Source organism: Clostridium sp. UBA7791 (assembly GCF_002480755.1).
In the GTDB taxonomy this organism is placed as follows: domain Bacteria; phylum Bacillota; class Clostridia; order Clostridiales; family Clostridiaceae; genus Clostridium_J; species Clostridium_J sulfidigenes.
This window is the reverse complement of sequence record NZ_DLCT01000001.1, coordinates 270,414-290,109: the sequence shown is the minus strand read 5'-3', so window position 1 is coordinate 290,109 and position 19,696 is coordinate 270,414. Positions and strand designations below refer to the sequence as shown.

Sequence of the window (19,696 nt, the reverse complement as noted above, 5' to 3'; positions counted from 1 at the left end):
TCATGTTGAAGTTAATCGTATTATTAGTAATTGGAGCTATACTCAAGAACACATTTAAATACATCTCATGTTGAAGTTAATCAGACATGCAGCAACAACTTAAAGTAAAGAGAATTATATTTAAATACATCTCATGTTGAAGTTAATCCAGTAGTGTTAGCATTAGTATCTAATTGTAAGGCATTTAAATACATCTCATGTTGAAGTTAATCAGTGAATCCTATGAAGGTGTAAACCATTCATATATATTTAAATACATCTCATGTTGAAGTTAATCTAAATACATGGTTAAGGATAAAGTAAAGACGATTGAATTTAAATACATCTCATGTTGAAGTTAATCAGATAATGTTCCATCATACCCCTGGTTATCTGCCGCATTTAAATACATCTCATGTTGAAGTTAATCACTACTGCAATTCCAATCATCATATCAGTTTTTACATTTAAATACATCTCATGTTGAAGTTAATCTAAAGAATTTATTTAAGTAGAAGGGACAAAGTTTTAATTTAAATACATCTCATGTTGAAGTTAATCAACGAGATATTTAGACCACCTTGCCTTTCTCAATCTATTTAAATACATCTCATGTTGAAGTTAATCGTCGTTCCTGTAATTCCCATTTCAGTTTGAACTGCAATTTAAATACATCTCATGTTGAAGTTAATCCAAAAGCACCTTCTAGGTCTGATAGCCTGTAGGGATTTAAATACATCTCATGTTGAAGTTAATCCTATTCTTAATTGCATTTCTAACTTCCTCGTCCATCATTTAAATACATCTCATGTTGAAGTTAATCTTTACTCCTCTTGGGTGTAGTAAGAAGTGTTGTCTATATTTAAATACATCTCATGTTGAAGTTAATCATGTAGTTTGTGCTGATGGACTCTCATTTAACTCTGATTTAAATACATCTCATGTTGAAGTTAATCCTTCATATGCAGGAAAAGTACACACACTAACTTCAATTTAAATACATCTCATGTTGAAGTTAATCCTACTGGATTTAAAAATGAAATATCTTATACTGTATTTAAATACATCTCATGTTGAAGTTAATCAAGAAGGTGGTTAAAATTATGAAAGACATTTGTTTATTTAAATACATCTCATGTTGAAGTTAATCATTAGATAAGCCAATTAAAGAAATATCTCAAGAATGATTTAAATACATCTCATGTTGAAGTTAATCGAACATCTGTACTCACGCAAAACGTGCAAACCCTATTTAAATACATCTCATGTTGAAGTTAATCTAATATTGAAAATGTTGAACCGCTCGACCAATTCTAATTTAAATACATCTCATGTTGAAGTTAATCATTGATAAATGTAATACTTCTATGTATATTAGAACATTTAAATACATCTCATGTTGAAGTTAATCCATCAATGGTGGTTGTTTCGATGTCGAATGACGCATTTAAATACATCTCATGTTGAAGTTAATCATGTTCATATTCAATATTTCTATTCCATTCATCCAATTTAAATACATCTCATGTTGAAGTTAATCTTCCTTCTCGTTCGTCAAAGTCATCTTGTATTCGCATTTAAATACATCTCATGTTGAAGTTAATCGTTAATATAAGACCCAAAATGACAGATAATAATATAATTTAAATACATCTCATGTTGAAGTTAATCCATTTTCATTTTCAAAAGTTCTTTCATTAGTTGTATTTAAATACATCTCATGTTGAAGTTAATCTTAAATATGGCTCTAAAGAAAGCATAATTAATTCATTTAAATACATCTCATGTTGAAGTTAATCTTATCACGCCTTTTATATTTACGGCTGTTTTAGTATTTAAATACATCTCATGTTGAAGTTAATCCTAATATTTTAATTTCATATTTCTTTTCTATATTCATTTAAATACATCTCATGTTGAAGTTAATCATTAAGACAAGCCTTTTTATCATGGCAAGGAATTACATTTAAATACATCTCATGTTGAAGTTAATCCAGGATTACTCAACGCCATTGCTGAACCAAGCATATTTAAATACATCTCATGTTGAAGTTAATCTAACATCTTTGTCAGCAAAGCCACTTGAAACTATATTTAAATACATCTCATGTTGAAGTTAATCATAATCATTCCCCGCAAAATTTGCTTGTGGTAAATCATTTAAATACATCTCATGTTGAAGTTAATCAGAAATATATTTCTCTAAAGTAGCAACAGAGCCACATTTAAATACATCTCATGTTGAAGTTAATCAGGATGGCAACAACACATATCAAGTAATTTTATCTGAATTTAAATACATCTCATGTTGAAGTTAATCACAAGGATTCCTCACTAAAAATTTGATTATGGAAAAATTTAAATACATCTCATGTTGAAGTTAATCGCAACTTTAGAAACGGAAACAAGAGCCAATATGTAATTTAAATACATCTCATGTTGAAGTTAATCAAGTATATAACAAGACTAGTTTTAGTATTTTTGATTATTTAAATACATCTCATGTTGAAGTTAATCTAGCACTTTTCAAAGTGAGTGCTACGATAAATGAGGATTTAAATACATCTCATGTTGAAGTTAATCAGGAGATCAAGTATACCTTAGATGATATAATAAAGTATTTAAATACATCTCATGTTGAAGTTAATCGCCCATATAAGTAGTACTGGAAAGTATTCTTTGGATATTTAAATACATCTCATGTTGAAGTTAATCGCAACAGTAACTAAGGGGCAGTTCTTAAAGCAGATATTTAAATACATCTCATGTTGAAGTTAATCTAAAATCTCATTTGTAAACATTACTATCCTCCTTTATTTAAATACATCTCATGTTGAAGTTAATCCATTTCGACAATGTCAACTAAGAGAATATATGAAAATTTAAATACATCTCATGTTGAAGTTAATCTAATTTATCAGTCCTCTATTCAGAGTTAGATATGTAATTTAAATACATCTCATGTTGAAGTTAATCGTTATCTGCTTACTTTTTTAATGCATTTATATATATTTAAATACATCTCATGTTGAAGTTAATCGTAAAATGGATAAAGATAGTTACGGATCTATTTGAATTTAAATACATCTCATGTTGAAGTTAATCTAGGTGCTAATGTTTCTAATATAATGCCACCAACCTCATTTAAATACATCTCATGTTGAAGTTAATCCATTAAAACTCATTTTATATCTATTTATCGCTAATATTTAAATACATCTCATGTTGAAGTTAATCGAAGCATTAATGGCCAATGCTGACAATATGAGTGCATTTAAATACATCTCATGTTGAAGTTAATCACTATTGATTGATAATATCCACCATTTTCATTTCATTTAAATACATCTCATGTTGAAGTTAATCTAGACAAGCTGAATGGAAAGGTAAGGATCCAGCACATTTAAATACATCTCATGTTGAAGTTAATCCATTGTAATCAAGCCATTGTCTAAAATAAATATATTCTAAACTCCTTGTAAAATCAAGGTTCTAAAATATTTTACCAGCCAAATTTATTTTATTGATATATTAAAAAAAAATTAGTATAAGCTATTGAAACTACTAGACTTTTAGAAATTAATACAGTAATTTACCTGGTAAATTATATAATTAGGTCTTCTCCTGTATTGTTTCTTTGATTGCCCAATATTTCTTCTCCATATACATTGTCATTCATAAGTTTTATTATGCATATGAAATCCTCATCCTCATCTATTATCTTATTTAAATCCTTTTTTAATAATATCAATTTAGATGGTGTAAGTTCTCCCCTAAAAACAGAGTTTTGAAAGTGTGATAGATATTTCTTACACACCTTAAAGACTTTATTTACCCTTTTCTCATTTACATCATAAAATAAAAATGCATAATTGTAATTTAAATTTTTAGCTATATTAAACACCTTCCTTTAGATTAAATGGAGTAAATTCTTTATCCTCCATTATAAACTTTATTAGTTTATAAGCATCCAATTTTATTGCAGTTCTATAACTTACCTTTCTTTTAAGTTTTGGATGAATAAATACACTTTCTAGTCTTTCCTCAAAGGCCTTGATAAAAATGTTTCTTCCCTCTTCATTTAGTAAACAATAATTAACCTTTTTATCAAAATGCTTAGATACCTGCAGTTTTTTATTATTAACAAGTTCAAAAATAGTTTTATATACTATAACCGGTTTAAATACTTCACTTAAATCCAAGCTTAAGGAGAATCTTCCTTCTGAAGGTTCATGTAAAAAACTTATCCTTTGATCAAGGTGAGTTCTATAAATTCCAGAAATAGTTTTAGTATAAAGAAGAGAATTACCAAAGGATATAAGGGCATTTATAGGATTATCTGGCGGTCTCTTCACACGTTTATTCAGTATAAAATCTTCTGGTAATATATTTTTAAATTCACCATAAAATCTTTGCCATACTTCTCCTTCTACAGCCATGAGTTCTTTTATTCCTGGAGCATTATCTACTCTAACCTTAAAATCACCTCTTATCCAATCAATGGTACCTTTTACTTCTTTTTTATCATGTTTATAATAATGATATAATACTTCACTTATATTTACTCCAATAGTTCTTACTATGGATTTAGCTATAGTAAGTCTATTATTATTAAAAGCTTCTACCTGTTTTATAAGTAGTTTCCCGCTATTGTATTTATCTTTTGGATAGAAGGTGCCGCTATATCCTTCATAATAATTGAAAAAGTGAATTACTATGTTATTACTTGAAATAAAGTCTAATAATTTAGTATTAATAGTTACTTCGGATAAACAATATATCTCAGTGGTATTTTCCACTGGAATATAGACGTTCTTTCCATTCTTTCTAAAACAAAGTGAGTTATCTTTTCTTGTTAGCTCCCCCATAGATGTTATATATCGTGTACTTCCCATTTCCCCCTCCTAAATATAACAATACTCATAATAAGCACATTTTTTGCAAGTAGACTTATTAATTGCACTTGGTATTTCTTCCTTATAAATCAAATCTTCTATAGTTTTTACAACATTATCTAACTTAATTTCTGATTCCTCATCCAGTTCCACATATAAGGTTTTATTTTTGCTTTTGTTCTTTTCAACAAACTCCAATTTTCCTTTTCTATCTATACCCTTTCCTTTTAGTATTTTTAGATAAAGTAATAGCTGCCACTTTGATGCTTCTACATCTGCATCTGACTTTTTAACTTCTACTAGATATTCATTAGTTAATTTATCAATCTTTACATTATCTATTGTTAACTCTGTATTTTTCCCTTGTTCTGCCTTTTCTTCATGGATAGCTTTTCCTATCTTTACTACTTCGCTATTGTCTTCTAAATTTAATCTATTACCATGAAGCCAGCATTGCCTCTTACAATGAAAATAATAATTAATCAATGTTCCATTAACTTTCATATCTTTCTCCTATATAAAATCACCAATACCTGTAATTAATTTTTCTTTATCTATTTTTCCATCCTTAAAATACTTCTCTCCATCTTCAATATAGTAAAGTTCACCAAGTCTATCATTATATATAATATCTGATTTCTTTACCTGATATATAAAGTAATTAAGAAGAGCCCTTATTTCTGATAACTTTACTTCCTTCTCAGCGTAATCCAATGAATTATCACTAAGCAATGGCCTATAACTTTCCCAAATTTCTCTTCCATCTAAAATAGTTTTATTTTGTGTTTCTAGCTCTCTAGCAATAAATACAGAAATACTCCACATATCATCACTGATAAGCTCCATTCTCTTTTCTATTTCAAGAAATCTCAATTTACCTACACTATTTTTAAAAAAGTCTTTTAAATTACTATCACTAAAGGACTTATTATATTGTTCTCTTATTCCCTTCAATACTGGTTTGTAATATTCACAAAAATTCTTATCTACTAAAATTTTTTTCATTCCCTCATTTAATAAGCTATAGTCCTTATTTGCTCTAACATCATCCCTGTAAATTCCTTTAGTCTCATCATAATTAAAGAAGTAAACTATACCATCCTTTTTACAAGAACGATTAATCCTTCCCATAAACTGTTCATCACTATCCAGCTTTGAAATATCTTTATATCCTATATCCATGTCAATATCTACACCAGCCTCAATAACTTGCGTTGCAACAAGAATTATGTTAGGAGTCTTAGTGACCAATTCTAGAATTCTCTCCCTCTCAATTGCATTATCATCACCTGATATTAGTTCTACTTTGCACTGTATCTCTTCATCCTCCTTTAATCTATTAAAAAAGTCATAAGCAGATTTTTTCTTAATGAACTCAACTAAAAGCTTCTTTCCTTCTAAACTTTTATTTTTCACATGATTATATACTTCATCAATGCCTTTATCCATAAGCTCATAACTAATAGTTACTCTATTTTTAAATAATGGATTACTAAAATATTTTTCTCTATCTTTAATTAAGTTACAGGTATTTGTACTGCTTCCTGTTAAATAATTCAAATCTGGTAACGTCGCTGACATTATAATAACCTTCATGTTTAATATCTTTGCAAACCCCTTTAAGAAAGTGATAATTTCACTCCAGATTATATTTTTATAGCTTTGTATTTCATCTAAAACCACTACACTATTTGCAAGTTGATGAAAGGCAAAAGAAGATTCCTTGGATGAATTAAACATGGTATTAAATAAACTCACATGAGTAGTTAAGATCATAGGATAATTTAAAAATTGCCTATTTAAAAGTGCCTTCGAATAATATTCAATTTTCCCGTCCTCATCCTTATCATCCATTATTTTTTCTTCCATCTTAACAGGAGTTATTGAGTTAATTACTGCAACCTTATTTGTTATTTCACTTTCTTTACCAAAGATTTTTTCCATGGATATCTTATTTTGTTCAACTAATGTATTGAAAGGATACACATAATAAATTTTTCTAAGACTGTTCCTGTCTTCCAGAAGCTTAAAACTTAAGTTTAAAGAAACATTACTCTTGCCACTACCCGTCGGTGCCTCTAAAAAGAATATGTTATTATCAATATTTTTAATTAATTCCTTTTCTGCATCTAGAAACATTTCAGTCCTTAAAACATTGATATTCCTCTCCTTTAGTAAATCCTTTGATTTTTCATACTTATTATTCTCATAACTTCTAATGGAATTATATACTTCTGTTTCTTTATATTTATTATAAAATTCATCTATACCATGTATTTCTCCAAAATTCTCTAACTTAGTTCCACTCATAAATTCTGAAGTTGCATAGAAATCACTAGCTACTAAAAGTGAAAATACAAGTTTAACATATATGTAGGTGTTAATAGCGCTTTCTAAATCCTTTTCACCTTTTAAGAACTTAACTATTCCTTTAAATTTTTTAATGCCCATCTTATATTCTCTTTTATAGAAATCTATATTATTATTTGAAAAAATTTCAACACATGCCTCAGCTTCATCTCCACTATCCTCTAAGAATCTATCCAAAAACTTTTCAAAGCTATCTAAACCACCATGATGGCGTGAAATTACATAAGCATTTAAAAATAAATACTCAATGATAATATTTTTACTAACTCTATCCAGTTTTTCAACATCACTGATAAAATAATCAATATATAAAATAGCTGATAAAATTGAATGCTTACTATGCACATCTTGAAACATATTAGTATTTCCTATATCATTTGTCATTTTTCTAAGCTGAAAATTTGGATTAATCTTACCTATATCATGGAAGTTAAAAGTATTAATAAGTAACTTTCTAAATACTTTCTTTCCCTCCTCACTTAAATCTTCTAGACAATTCTCCTCATAGTTTTCAAATATCTTATCTATATTTTTTGCATTAACTATTTTCTTAAGATACTTATTTACTAGATCGGTATGCTCCTTTAAAGTTTCCTTTTTCTCATCTTTTAAATGGGCATAAAAAGTATATTTATCAATAATCAATGATGAAATTTCTATTAAATTACTATTATTAAAGTATGTCATAAAATCCTCCTATGTTTAAAGGAGGGCTTCCCCTCCTTTTTAAAAGAAAACAATATTCTTATTTTTAACTCTATAAATATCCTTGGATTTTATATCTTCCACATTCATATTGCTGTAGATAAAACTTTTCATTTCATAGAGATTAGTATCTTTATTTAATGCAAAAGGTAAGCTTTCTAGGTACTTAAATACTTCTTCAGCCTCATATTCATTGCCCCACTCTTGTTCAGGTATTGATAATACCACCTCTTCTCTAAAGCAAAGAGAATTAATTTTTTCTACCTTATCTGCTTTAATACAATCTTCATATAATTCAACCTCAGAAATATTTGCATAGTGATCATTTTTACCTAGATATGGCTGATATACTGCCTTATTATTTAAAATATAATCTGCAACCTTCTCTGCTTCCTCGTTGTCAATAAGTATATAAATATTCCATGATGGATTCTCAAGCCATTGTTCTTTTACAATAAGGTTTCCACCCATTTCCTTTGAAGCATATCCTACAGAATTATTAAATACTTGAACTTTTTTATTTATTACTGCACCTTCACAAGTCGGCTCTATAGCAACCTTCAAGCATGCCAGTCTTTCATAAAATTCTGGATATTCATTTTTTATTTCCTTATGGTTACGTTTTTTAAAATCAAATTGATTATATCCTCTATATCCAACTACAGCTCCAAGTAACCCCAGTAAGGCCACCTTATGAATATTTCCATAAGTAAAATATAAATAAGTATTTACCTCAGGCTTTTTAAAAAATGCTGTTCTTCCCCATAATCTAAACTTTAAAATTTGCATATTCTACACCTCTTTTTGTGTGAATATATTATATTCCTTAACTCCTTCAATTTCTGATTTAATTATTGTAGTATATGGATTGTAATAAATCTCTACTTTTTCTACTCTATCTTTAAGAGAATTAATTAAATCTGAGCATTTAATTTCAATGATATTTTTTTCTTCACCCTTAGTAAAAACAATATACTCAGAAAGATTAGGAAGATATAAATCACTTTCAGTTTCAACAAATAGTGCAAATTCATTTTCACATCCAACTTTTGCATTGGTAGCAAAGGATGTAGCTGAAACTAATGCACCTTCTTTAAACTTATTATAATCCTCTTCTGTATAACCATCAGTAACTTTTAATTCAACAAATTCCTTGTAGGCTAATGGATTTATAGTAAACGGATAAAAATAATGTGCTTCATTACTAACTATCTTTGTTCCTAAAGTAGAGTTTTTAGCTTCCTCTGAATCTGGTTTTGCATTATCCTTTGAACCATCTCTAAATGGTGAAAGTATCTGCTGCTCTTCTGGATTTGTATACTCATACTTATTAAAGCCTTGACCTATTTGAACAGCTCCTGTAATTGAAATGTTATTTCCTTCTTCTGCAAAGGTAGCTCCAAAATTCTTTACATCTACTGCTTTAAATAAATTAGTTAAAACCTCTGAGGTATTCTTACACTCCTTTAAATCCTTAATTCCAAATAGATATTCATATCTTTCTTTTAAAGATCTAGGAACAACCGTAATTTCTCCTTTTTTACCCTCTGAAATCTTCATAGATTTTATATATAAAACTTTATTACCTTGATTTTCCCACATCTTTTTCATTGGATATTTTAATGCCTTATCACTACCAAAAGTGCTTCCATCCGAAGTTGTTTTTGGATATCCTGTAAAATCAGCATTCCAATTTGCCATCTTTGAAGAAATTCCAATAACCCCATAAACTCTCTTATCCATTTTATTTAGCCTCCTCTTCTTTCTCATATACTAAATTGCTACGTAGATATCCTGCTAAAATCATATCTTGATTTACTTTTCCCTCTGGTTCATAGGAAACAATCATTCCATAAAGATTATTGAATCTCTTTGCATACTGCTCTATCGTGTAATTATACTTTAAGTAAAGAGCCCTAAGCTTCTCTTTAATAATCCCATTATTTTTAGCATTCATAAAAGGATTCAATAAAGATTGTGGTTTGCTTTTTCCCTTACTTAAAGATAAAAAATAGTTTGCCAATTGACCTACTGCAAAATAATATTCATCATCACTTTCAAATTTTCCAGTATTCTCTGCATTAATTTTAAGTCTTAATTTATTCTGCATTTCATAAACTATTTCTGCCATATCTACACCTCCATTAAAATAATTTTGAAAAGACCATCTTAAATTAAATTGATCCTTTGCTTTTTTAAAATATCCTCTTTCAATTGAGCCCTTAACTAGATTTAAGGAAACCTTACTAAGTAATTTATCAATTCCATTTTTATTACCTTTATATAGCCAATTAAATATTCCATCTCTAGATATAAGTAGATTACTTTTTAGTACCTCATTATTAATTGATATATCTCCAGCATCAGTAAAGTAATTATTGATTAAGTATTTTGAGAAATATACATTATCAATGACTTCCTGCATTCTCTTTCTATTTCCACAAGTGCCATATAATTCAAAGGACTTATCATCTAACTCATCCCCTAAAGCATTTTTAAAATTGAATTTTTTAGGTAAATTAAGTTTATAGTTAGTTATTACATCATAACCTAGGATTTCCACTTCTTTACCTTTCTTAATTCTTATAAATAATCCTTCAAAGTCTCTCTTCGGCATATCTCCACTTTTTAATGCTATTATTCCATTTTCATCTAAATATATATTTACCTTACCTAAAGTAACTTCATTCAATAAATAGTCAAAGAACTTTTTCTGAAGAATTACTTCTTCGCTATTAATTAAATAAGGCACTTTAACCTTCCTAGTCTTACTCTCTAAATAAGGCTTTTTTGAATTCATCCCCATGTTATCATTAGGCAATCCAAATATCTCACCAGAAATCTTCATATTGAAATCATTACTGTTATATATATTGGGAACAAAATATCTTTTTCCTTCTCTAATATAGTCATCTTCACCATACTCAAAGAAAATTTTCAAATAATCTTTTCCTGTATATTGATTACCAAGTTTAAAAATATTTTCTTTTATCCAACTTTTAATCTTTTCAACTAATTTCGTATCAACTTTACCAATTTCAGTTTCTAGGCTTTTATAAACGTCATGAGCCTTCACCTTTGATTTAGGATATTTAATATAAGGATTTAATAAGATATCATAATATCCATTTATAATTTCATTTGTAAGCTTGCCATTAGAAAAACTTTCTTTTTTAACAAAAAAGCTTAAGTAGTTATTACTATGAATTATTTTCTTTCCATCAATAGGCTTATTCATATCAACAAGCTTACTATTATAATCATAAGTACATAACTTACTAAAGTAATTGCTACTCTTATCAATAGTTTTAGTTTTTTTATCTAGCTTTATATTAATTACTTCTTTAACTTCATAAAAATCATCCTTAGGTGCAACAATTATATATGTACCATCTGCTGGTACATAATTATCTAAAATTAATTTATCACCTTTTTCATTTAGTTCATTTTTAAAGCTTTCTAGACATTCCTTAAGCACTTCGACTTACCTCCCTTACATCCAACGATAGTTGGCAAACCCACATCCCCTGCTATTCATTTCAGCAAGCCCTGTCCCTAAACTCATGTATGCCAACTCCTGAGATATAGGATCTTCTGAAAGAACTAAACTAATCTTATCTCCTAACAGTCGTTTCCCTTTGTACATTATGGCAATAGGCTTTTTATTTTTTATCTCTATAGCTGTATATAATTGAAAATCCTCATCAATTTTTATATCATTAATCGCATTATATTTCTTGACAAGATTTTCTTTTATTCTTCTTTCAAAGTCTTCAAAAGTTAAGGAGTTTTTCCAATATCCATCATGGTTTTTAATAACTAATGGAGTTATGTTGTAAAGCTTTTCTATATGTTTTTTAGGAATAACCCTAATGTCAGCAACTAATCCTTTAATAAAATCTGTATACTCATTAATTAAGGTTTTATTAAAATAATCGGCCAGCTCTTTATCTATTGTTCTAATCTTAATGTCATATATGTTCCCAGCTTTATATACTCCATCTTTTTCTAATGGAAAGAATGAATTGAAGCAATAATTTTTAAAACAGTTTCTTATATGAAAATCTAAAAATTTTTCATCTCTAGTTAATGACTTATCAATTAATTCTGCTATTCTCTGTTGTGACTCTTCTACTGTAATATTTCTAATTAGATACACTTTTTGAGTTATTTCATACACCTTCACCAAATCCCCTCCTTTTATTACTTAATTATACTATATTTCCATGATTTTATATATGGGTATTTGCAATATAGTATCACATCTCATGTTATGGTTAATGCATTTATATAAGCTATATATTCTTTATATAAATTAAATTTAAATACACCTTGTGTTTCTAAGATTATCTTATATTAATGTTAAAATAATTTTCTTTTTATCTTAAATCTTGGTTATTAACTTATAGCCACCATATCTTCCTCTTATTGAACTAATATAATATCCTGCTAATTCTAAATCTTGTATATAAGTTCTGATCATTCTCTTTTCTACCTCTACTATATTAGCTAACTCGTTTCCACTGTGAATTCTTCCATCGGATAATATTTTTAAGACCATCAATGCATTAGATGTTTTACTCATTTGTTATTTCCTTTCTTGTTATATCGCTTAATATATTCTTTATATATATTAATGATTATTATGGATTACATAATCATTGTTGCCAGTTTTCTATTTACTATTCATTAATTTAATTATAAATGTTAATTAGGAACTATATCTGCACATTAAAAAATACACCATAGGTAATTTTTCACTTATGGTGTATACAATATATTCTTACTAATATTATTTATTTTTATTTCATCAATAGCTATTCTTTATATATGAATATAACTCCCCTTTAAATTTATAACCTATTCTCCACCCTTACCCAATTCTGAAGAATCCCCACTTTCAATGACTTCTCCAGTAGCTTTATCTTTAAAGTTCACTATGGTTTTTGCTGTATCAAAAGATTTTCCATTCATAGCTTGATACATATTCCCAGACATATAAAATCCTACTGCTACAAAAGGTTGAAGTCCACCATAGGATGCTTTATCAACCATAATATCAAATTGTGTCAAATCATCATTATATTTTATCTCTGCAAAAGAAGGATAATTTTCTTTATCAGCTAAAGTCTCCTTAATGCTGTCGTCTACTGCCTGTTTCATGCTTGCTAATAACTCTTTGTGAGTTTTCTTATCCATAATGTAGGTTACAGAACCATCTTCATTGACTTTGACTTCATGTACCCCTTTTGCTTTTGCTTCTGTCTCTATAGTAGTTTTATCACTTCCGTCAAAAAAGGCTGCAGGCAGTGTTACTTCTACATCAAATAAATTTTTTTGTGAAGACATCTCTCCCCCGTTACTTTCCGTTTTCTTTTCTGCCTTATCTCCATGGTCTGAGTCCTTTACACCACAGCCTACCATTGTAATTGCCATTGTAGTTACAAGTAGTAATGCTAAAATTCTCTTCTTCATAGATTTTTACCCCCATATTTAGCTAATTGTAGCCTTATTTTTATGTTCTTTAACATAATTTTTATAATAACTATGTAAAAACATTATATTATTTATATTATATTTAAAATATTAACATAAATAATATTATATATCATTAATTTTACTCAAAAGGATAAATTCACTACTTATTTTTTATTTTTCTTTATCCAAAATCCCACAGAACTAATAATTAATATAACACCTAATGTTATAAAGATTACATTAGTAAAGTTTTTTGTTGAGTCTTTCTTAGTAACTGTATTATTTTCTTCAACTATAGCATTTTTGCTAGTATTAGTATCAACAGCCTCAGCTGTAGTATCCTCTTTCTTCTCTTCTGTTTTAGTTGTAGGCAAAATCTCTTTTTTATCACTGACAGCTGCAGTTTCTTTATCCAAATCTAAAGCCTCTTGTACCCTATTAGTACCATTACTTAAATTAGTATTACTATTGATATAAGAGTCAGTACCCTTACTTGCATTATCCCTATTGTTTAAATCAACATTATTATCCTTAACTTCATTGGTATTATTGCTTACATTATTATTATTACTTACGCTAGTATTAGCATTGTTACTTGAATTAGTATTGCTATTTTTATCAGTATTACCATTGGTATCTGTATTGCTATTATCCCTTGGTTCTTCATTCGAATCTTCTATAGATATTGGTGTATATCCTACCCCTACCATACCATATGCAACAAGATGCTTATCATCATAAACATTAATACCTTTCATATGTTCCTTAACAATATATTTCTTTACTAACTTATCATTCTCTAACTTAGAGATGACACCGTTGTCATTTGTCCATAAATTTCTATTGGAATCGAATGTTACTCCAATAGCCTCATCTTCAAAGCTATACTCACTCTCTAACTCAAGTATATCATTATTTATTTTATATTTCCTAACATTAAATTTTCCTTGTTTATATCCACTTTCTGTTTTTATAAATTCTCTAGTGCCTACAAACAATGTATTATCTACTCCAGGTGTTACAGATTCTATTAAACTATTAGTATCTATTGAATATTCTTTAATATTATTATCTTTTGATATCTTATAAATTTTATTATCTTTACCATATTTGAAGGATTTGCTAAACCACAAACCTTGATCTGGTCCCTTAACAAGTTGTCCATAAGTATCATAAGTTGTTTCACTATCCTGTAACCTTAAGACTTCATGTGAAAATCCTTTATCATTGTATATTATATATTTGGTATTATAATCTATAATTCTTCCTGTTGAACTATATATTGGTATATTGGCTTTTATTGCTTCAAACCAAAATACTCCATTTGAATCTATTGTGCAATTTGTTATGTATGCTTTTCCATCTACATAAGTTGGAACATCCTTTACAAACTCCATTTTATATGTATTCAGGTCTACTTTATATATAGATTTCTTTTCATTCTGTTCTGAAACTACATAAGCATTATCATTATATATTCCAATAAAATCCAGAAATCTTATAAGATCAAAATCTTCAGATTTTATATGTTTTTTCCCGTTTTCTTCAACAAAAAATTTTATATTGTTATCAAAAATAACCGCGTTATTAACAATAGTCTTATCTTTATACTGATATGCAAATCCTACAGTCTCTTTTCTTACCTCCATAAATTCTTGTACCGATGAATTATCCTCTTCTATTGCCTTGACTTCCCTTGATAAATTCGCTGCATACATGAATTGAACTAAAAGCAAAACTAAAATAATCTTACTAAATGTTTTTATTTTCTTCATCCATTACTCCCCTTTTCATTAATAAAAATCGTCAAAAAATATCTATAGACATTATTTTTGAAACTGTGCTATACACCTCCAAACATATCCATAGATATAAGTTGCATTTATTAATGTAGTGAGTTTATTTAACAAAAACACAAAAATATATACTCTAGGCGACTTGGCTGCCATAGTTTAGTAAAACCTTAGGCCCGTAGCTTTGCGTCTCTACCTTTCGATAGATTTGCCTTTATCTATGGCATAATATATTGTTAAAAAATTTTGGTCACTATGTTAAATGTTATAAAACTGTTACAATTTTGTCAAGTAATTGTGAACATTTTATTTAGAATTTAGACTCTTTTTTATATAGTTTTAAAGTTGAGCACAAAAAATATAGGCAGCATTTGCCACCTATAATATTCAATATGATACTAATATATACATAAAGTTATTTTACTAATCACTTATACATCTATATCATCAATGTCATCATCCACATAAAATTGCAGTGGTTTCAGCTTCCATAATCCAGATAAAATAGTTGCCGGAAAGCTTGCAATACCAACATTATAATAAGATACATATTCATTATAACGTACTTTAGAGTTCATTATAATATTTTGTGATTCTTCTAGCTGGTTTAATATCTTTGAAATATGATTGTCAGATTTTAAATCTGGATAACTTTCTACAGTTACCTTTAAATCTTTCAGGGAAATTACTGACCCATTGTTATCTTTCTCTTCATTATATCCTTCTTGTAGCCTTCCACTTCTTAAAGAAGTTACTGATTTTTGAATATCGCTTTCATGTTGAAAAAATTTAAATACAATTTCTTCAGCTTTAGATAATAGTTTTCTTTCCCGTTCTTTATATACACTAATATTACTTTTCAAAGAAGCAGATGTTAACTCTAATTTTTTTAAATAATTAAACTCTGATACCAATTCAAAAATTATCATTGTTAATAATGAACATGCCCAAGCCAATTTTCCCTGAAAATCTGATAATGGTTCTACACCTTCTCCACTGGCAAAAATAAATAAAAAGACAAACCATCCGAGAACTAATCCTATAATAAAGGTTGAAAACTTCTTCAAGTATGTTCTTTCTTTAATTTTCTTCATCCTTAATAAATCCCCCTGTCTATATAAAATCATGTATTTTTTCATAATTGCTACATTTACAATTATCGTTTATAAACATGTTTTCTTAAGTCTTAAGGATTTTCAAGAATATGAACCATAAAAACAAAAAAATATCTATAGACATTATTTTTGAAACTGTGCTATACACCTCCAAACATATCCATAGATATAAGTTGCATTTATTAATGTAGTGAGTTTATTTAACAAAAACACATAACCTTAATTACCCTTTTTAATATTTTCCAAAATGATTTTTGTAACCACCATAGAACAAAATAGCATTAAAACAAGTGGAATAAGATCAATAAATATTCCGCCAACTAAAGCAGTTACAAGGGCTCCAATAAAACATATTATATTAACATAACTTAAAGCAGTAACTACTTTAATTGTGAATTCTTTTTTCATCTTCATACCTCAATTTGTATTGTAATTTATCATTTTTTAGTATATTCAGAAATATCTTTATTATATACACTTTCATCTATTGGAATATTTACTTCCAAACTAGTACATTCTAATTTGTGTTTTACATTTCCATTATCATCAAAGGATAGAAATTGAAGTATTATTCCAGTTTCCTTATCCATAATTAAAGAAAACTTACCTTGTTCCATATTAGATAGTGCTGGATCAATTACTCCTTCTAGCTTATACACATCTCTTTGTATAAAAGTTGACTCTGTATAATCCCAATCTTCATAAATAAATAAAGTATGGGGAAGTGAATTCGAAGAAATAATATACTGGCTTACCCCTAAATATCCAAGGTCTGCTCTGCTTAGATCTGGTTTTAAATATAATCTAATTGGTCTTACTATTGTAGGTTTTCTCTTATTTTGAATTTCTTCAAATTCTCTATAGCTTTTATCATTATCATCAAAAACTTTTCTTTTATCATCATGATAAATTAAAGTTATAGGCTCTTTTCCTTCAGAATTATCTACACTTACAGAAGTTTTATTTTCTGTATCAACTGCAAAGGTGCATTTCATACGAGAGTTTCCACTGGACCTTTCTTCAATAAACTCTCCCTTACATGTCTTAAAATTGTCTACAGCATTAAGCATTTTATAATGTATCTCTTCCTTATCAGAATAATTAAAACTTTTTTTTATTTTTTCACCTATAGGATCTTCCTTTAACATCGCTTCTTCTTCTTGTGATAATTTTACTTCCTTGTTATCATTACTTACTTTCTTTTCCTCTTCCCATGGTATAACTTCTTCTTCCTTATTAAAAATACTAAGATTAACTCTATTTGATTTAATTTCATACACAACAAGGGATGCCGCTATTATTGTTAATACTATTGCTATTATATAACCTTTAGATTTTTTATTCATATTTTCCCCCTAAACCTTTAGTGCCTTTCTATATCTAATGCCTTCATGAAATTTTTCCTTTATTTCATTAGGATATAGCTTTGTGCCTAAATACATATACACACTCTCTTTTCCTTTTTCATATCGTTCCTTTTCAAGAGTATACACCTGTGTAACTAATAGTTTCTCTCCTGGTTGAATATTTTTCAAATCACCTTTATCTAGCTTTACAGGGCCTGCATAGGCACTATAACAATCTATTACTATTGCAGATTCTTGAAAAGTATTAGCATCTTTCACCTCAGATGTGGTGTTCACAATTTCTGAATTCACTACAAGTTCTATAAACTCTGTTCCGATTTTATTTGTAGCATCAGTTTTTCTAACTTCTGTTGAAAGTATTTTTACTTCAAGGCCTTCACAATCTGCATAATTTCCATTTTCGTAATATTCCATTGTATATTTTAAAGGAACATTATGATTAACCTTATAATAGCGATATCCAAATATTAACAAGACAATAATTAATAAAAATATTGCTATTTTACTTTTTTTCATTACTGCTCCTCCCTTAATATTTCATGATTAACAATAGAACCATTTTCTATATAAAAAATTTCATCTGATAAAACCTCTAATTCTTCTTTATCATGACTTGCTAATAAAATTAACTTATTATTATTTTTCATGTTGATAAGTAATTCTTTAATCAATAATACTGCATCTGAATCTAATGCATTGGTAGGTTCATCCAATATTATTAGCTCTGGGTTTTCCATTAGCGCCTGTGCTATTCCTAGGCGTTGTTTCATACCTAAAGAGTATTTTTTAAACTTCTTCTTATCCTCAGGATCTAATCCTACAGCTGATATAATTTCTTTAATTTCCTTAGCTCCTACTTTATTATTAATTTCAGAAATAAGCTTAAGATTTTCATAGCCGCTTAAGTTTGGTAAAAAACCAGGATATTCAATAACAACCCCCACACTTTCAGGAAATGAAATATTCTCTCCTAATACTTGTCCATCAATTTCTACTCTTCCCTCTGTGGGCTTTATTAACCCGCACAAAGCTCTAAATAACATAGTTTTTCCTGAACCATTTTTCCCTCTAAATCCGTATATTTTTCCTTTATTAAGGTTTAAATTTATATTATTAAGAATTCTTGCATTCTTTATTTCTTTAGATAGATTTTCTACCTTTAAATAATAATTTTCATTCATAAATACACCTCATTATTATATAAAATCTTTATGTTTTAATAATTTATATCCCAAAATCATCAATATAACACTTATCAATATTGTATAAATAATTGAAAATGTTATTGATAACCCAATTTCAATATTAAAATAATTATGTCTTAAAACCATAGAATGAATTCCTATAAGAAATTTATTTTTAGATACTATAGACATTGTTAAAATTACAGTTGTTATAAAAAAACAATATCTAGAATTTACTACTATTGATAGTGTACATTGCATAAATACCAACGCTATGGTTGTTAATATATATGTTGTAATCATTGACATAAGAATAGTAAAATGGGGTACTTTAATAGCTAATTCATTATCTATTAAGCTACTATTTCCTAAACTAAATCCTAAAGCTGCTCCCCCTAATAAATAGGTTAAACCCATTAGTACTAAATATACAAAAATCACATTTATAACAATCCAAGTACACTTTGATATCCAGTATAAAAAAATTTTTTTGCTTCTAAGTAAAATATAGTTGGAATCTTTTTTAATATTTTCACTAATAAAATCTCCTAAAATGAATACTAAAAAAACATTTATAATTAACCAATTTATAGGAATATCTAGTGATGTTTCATTAAACCATAAATCTTTATATATAGTGAAAAATAAATCCATTAAATTTCCATTATAATTATTTATAGTTCCTATATATCCTATATTCAAAATAAGCATGATAGCTAAAAATAATATGAGTTTTTTCTTATAAAAATTAAATCCATGAATCAAATCTAACTTTAATATATTTTTAAATGATTTTAAATTATCCATTAT

The 19,696-nt window shown here is 27.8% G+C and carries 17 protein-coding genes, 1 CRISPR repeat array and 1 riboswitch; all 17 genes read right to left on the bottom strand.

The genetic code is table 11. The features are described from left to right. Positions 1 to 52: 52 nt before the first annotated feature. Positions 53 to 3,410: direct repeats of the CRISPR family, unit length 30 nt; unit sequence ATTTAAATACATCTCATGTTGAAGTTAATC. A gap of 173 nt (positions 3,411 to 3,583) precedes the next feature. The 17 genes from cas2 to B3Z56_RS01375 all read right to left on the bottom strand — a co-directional run bounded on the left by cas2 (position 3,584) and on the right by B3Z56_RS01375 (position 19,693). Then, positions 3,584 to 3,874, bottom strand: coding sequence for a CRISPR-associated endonuclease Cas2 (gene cas2, locus B3Z56_RS01455; protein WP_343825127.1), 291 nt, complete (start codon positions 3,872 to 3,874; stop codon positions 3,584 to 3,586). Between the two features lies 1 nt (position 3,875). After that, a complete protein-coding gene (gene cas1b, locus B3Z56_RS01450; RefSeq protein WP_346878116.1) occupies positions 3,876 to 4,874 on the bottom strand; it encodes a type I-B CRISPR-associated endonuclease Cas1b in 999 nt (332 codons plus the stop codon). Between the two features lie 9 nt (positions 4,875 to 4,883). Continuing rightward, the gene (locus B3Z56_RS01445; protein ID WP_346878115.1) at positions 4,884 to 5,378 is read right to left on the bottom strand and encodes a CRISPR-associated protein Cas4; all 495 of its coding nucleotides are present in this window, start codon (positions 5,376 to 5,378) and stop codon (positions 4,884 to 4,886) included. A gap of 9 nt (positions 5,379 to 5,387) precedes the next feature. Beyond that, positions 5,388 to 7,931 carry a CRISPR-associated helicase Cas3' gene (cas3, locus tag B3Z56_RS01440; protein WP_346878114.1) on the bottom strand — a complete coding sequence of 848 codons (2,544 nt, stop codon included), beginning with the start codon at positions 7,929 to 7,931 and terminating at the stop codon, positions 5,388 to 5,390. A gap of 39 nt (positions 7,932 to 7,970) precedes the next feature. Beyond that, a complete protein-coding gene (gene cas5b, locus B3Z56_RS01435) occupies positions 7,971 to 8,738 on the bottom strand; it encodes a type I-B CRISPR-associated protein Cas5b (protein ID WP_346878113.1) in 768 nt (255 codons plus the stop codon). Positions 8,739 to 8,741: 3 nt separating this feature from the next. Further along, complete coding sequence (locus B3Z56_RS01430; RefSeq protein ID WP_346878112.1) at positions 8,742 to 9,692, bottom strand: type I CRISPR-associated protein Cas7; 951 nt, start codon at positions 9,690 to 9,692, stop codon at positions 8,742 to 8,744. 1 nt (position 9,693) lies between these two features. Then, positions 9,694 to 11,427 carry a type I-B CRISPR-associated protein Cas8b/Csh1 gene (cas8b, locus tag B3Z56_RS01425; RefSeq protein WP_346878111.1) on the bottom strand — a complete coding sequence of 578 codons (1,734 nt, stop codon included), beginning with the start codon at positions 11,425 to 11,427 and terminating at the stop codon, positions 9,694 to 9,696. A 15-nt stretch (positions 11,428 to 11,442) separates the two neighbouring features. Next, positions 11,443 to 12,135 carry a CRISPR-associated endoribonuclease Cas6 gene (cas6, locus tag B3Z56_RS01420; RefSeq protein WP_346878110.1) on the bottom strand — a complete coding sequence of 231 codons (693 nt, stop codon included), beginning with the start codon at positions 12,133 to 12,135 and terminating at the stop codon, positions 11,443 to 11,445. 198 nt (positions 12,136 to 12,333) lie between these two features. Then, positions 12,334 to 12,534, bottom strand: coding sequence for an HTH domain-containing protein (locus B3Z56_RS01415; RefSeq protein WP_346878109.1), 201 nt, complete (start codon positions 12,532 to 12,534; stop codon positions 12,334 to 12,336). Positions 12,535 to 12,809: 275 nt separating this feature from the next. After that, positions 12,810 to 13,424: a hypothetical protein gene (locus B3Z56_RS01410; protein WP_346878108.1), complete on the bottom strand. Its 615-nt coding sequence runs from the start codon at positions 13,422 to 13,424 to the stop codon at positions 12,810 to 12,812. Between the two features lie 167 nt (positions 13,425 to 13,591). Then, on the bottom strand, positions 13,592 to 15,202 hold the full coding sequence (locus B3Z56_RS01405) for a hypothetical protein (RefSeq protein WP_346878107.1): 1,611 nt from the start codon (positions 15,200 to 15,202) through the stop codon (positions 13,592 to 13,594). Positions 15,203 to 15,356: 154 nt separating this feature from the next. Continuing rightward, positions 15,357 to 15,443: riboswitch (cyclic di-GMP riboswitch) on the bottom strand. Between the two features lie 208 nt (positions 15,444 to 15,651). Beyond that, positions 15,652 to 16,314 carry a LemA family protein gene (locus tag B3Z56_RS01400; protein ID WP_346878106.1) on the bottom strand — a complete coding sequence of 221 codons (663 nt, stop codon included), beginning with the start codon at positions 16,312 to 16,314 and terminating at the stop codon, positions 15,652 to 15,654. Between the two features lie 240 nt (positions 16,315 to 16,554). Beyond that, the gene (locus B3Z56_RS01395; protein ID WP_346878105.1) at positions 16,555 to 16,743 is read right to left on the bottom strand and encodes a hypothetical protein; all 189 of its coding nucleotides are present in this window, start codon (positions 16,741 to 16,743) and stop codon (positions 16,555 to 16,557) included. Positions 16,744 to 16,772: 29 nt separating this feature from the next. Further along, on the bottom strand, positions 16,773 to 17,681 hold the full coding sequence (locus B3Z56_RS01390) for a hypothetical protein (RefSeq protein ID WP_346878104.1): 909 nt from the start codon (positions 17,679 to 17,681) through the stop codon (positions 16,773 to 16,775). 9 nt (positions 17,682 to 17,690) lie between these two features. Next, entirely contained in the window at positions 17,691 to 18,218 is a 528-nt protein-coding gene (locus B3Z56_RS01385; RefSeq protein ID WP_346878103.1) for a hypothetical protein, read from the bottom strand. Next, positions 18,218 to 18,883 (bottom strand): ATP-binding cassette domain-containing protein, encoded by a 666-nt coding sequence (locus B3Z56_RS01380; protein ID WP_346878102.1) that lies wholly within the window; start codon positions 18,881 to 18,883, stop codon positions 18,218 to 18,220. The genes B3Z56_RS01385 and B3Z56_RS01380 overlap by 1 nt, the downstream gene beginning before the upstream one ends. A gap of 15 nt (positions 18,884 to 18,898) precedes the next feature. Further along, complete coding sequence (locus B3Z56_RS01375) at positions 18,899 to 19,693, bottom strand: hypothetical protein (RefSeq protein ID WP_346878101.1); 795 nt, start codon at positions 19,691 to 19,693, stop codon at positions 18,899 to 18,901. Positions 19,694 to 19,696: the final 3 nt, after the last annotated feature.

Coding starts and splice junctions, on each gene's coding strand:
- cas1b (WP_346878116.1), bottom strand. CDS start 4,874: ATGGGAAGTACACGATATATAACATCTATGGGGGAGCTAACAAGAAAA.
- B3Z56_RS01445 (WP_346878115.1), bottom strand. CDS start 5,378: ATGAAAGTTAATGGAACATTGATTAATTATTATTTTCATTGTAAGAGG.
- cas3 (WP_346878114.1), bottom strand. CDS start 7,931: ATGACATACTTTAATAATAGTAATTTAATAGAAATTTCATCATTGATT.
- cas5b (WP_346878113.1), bottom strand. CDS start 8,738: ATGCAAATTTTAAAGTTTAGATTATGGGGAAGAACAGCATTTTTTAAA.
- B3Z56_RS01430 (WP_346878112.1), bottom strand. CDS start 9,692: ATGGATAAGAGAGTTTATGGGGTTATTGGAATTTCTTCAAAGATGGCA.
- B3Z56_RS01415 (WP_346878109.1), bottom strand. CDS start 12,534: ATGAGTAAAACATCTAATGCATTGATGGTCTTAAAAATATTATCCGAT.
- B3Z56_RS01410 (WP_346878108.1), bottom strand. CDS start 13,424: ATGAAGAAGAGAATTTTAGCATTACTACTTGTAACTACAATGGCAATT.
- B3Z56_RS01405 (WP_346878107.1), bottom strand. CDS start 15,202: ATGAAGAAAATAAAAACATTTAGTAAGATTATTTTAGTTTTGCTTTTA.
- B3Z56_RS01400 (WP_346878106.1), bottom strand. CDS start 16,314: ATGAAGAAAATTAAAGAAAGAACATACTTGAAGAAGTTTTCAACCTTT.
- B3Z56_RS01395 (WP_346878105.1), bottom strand. CDS start 16,743: ATGAAAAAAGAATTCACAATTAAAGTAGTTACTGCTTTAAGTTATGTT.
- B3Z56_RS01390 (WP_346878104.1), bottom strand. CDS start 17,681: ATGAATAAAAAATCTAAAGGTTATATAATAGCAATAGTATTAACAATA.
- B3Z56_RS01385 (WP_346878103.1), bottom strand. CDS start 18,218: ATGAAAAAAAGTAAAATAGCAATATTTTTATTAATTATTGTCTTGTTA.
- B3Z56_RS01380 (WP_346878102.1), bottom strand. CDS start 18,883: ATGAATGAAAATTATTATTTAAAGGTAGAAAATCTATCTAAAGAAATA.
- B3Z56_RS01375 (WP_346878101.1), bottom strand. CDS start 19,693: ATGGATAATTTAAAATCATTTAAAAATATATTAAAGTTAGATTTGATT.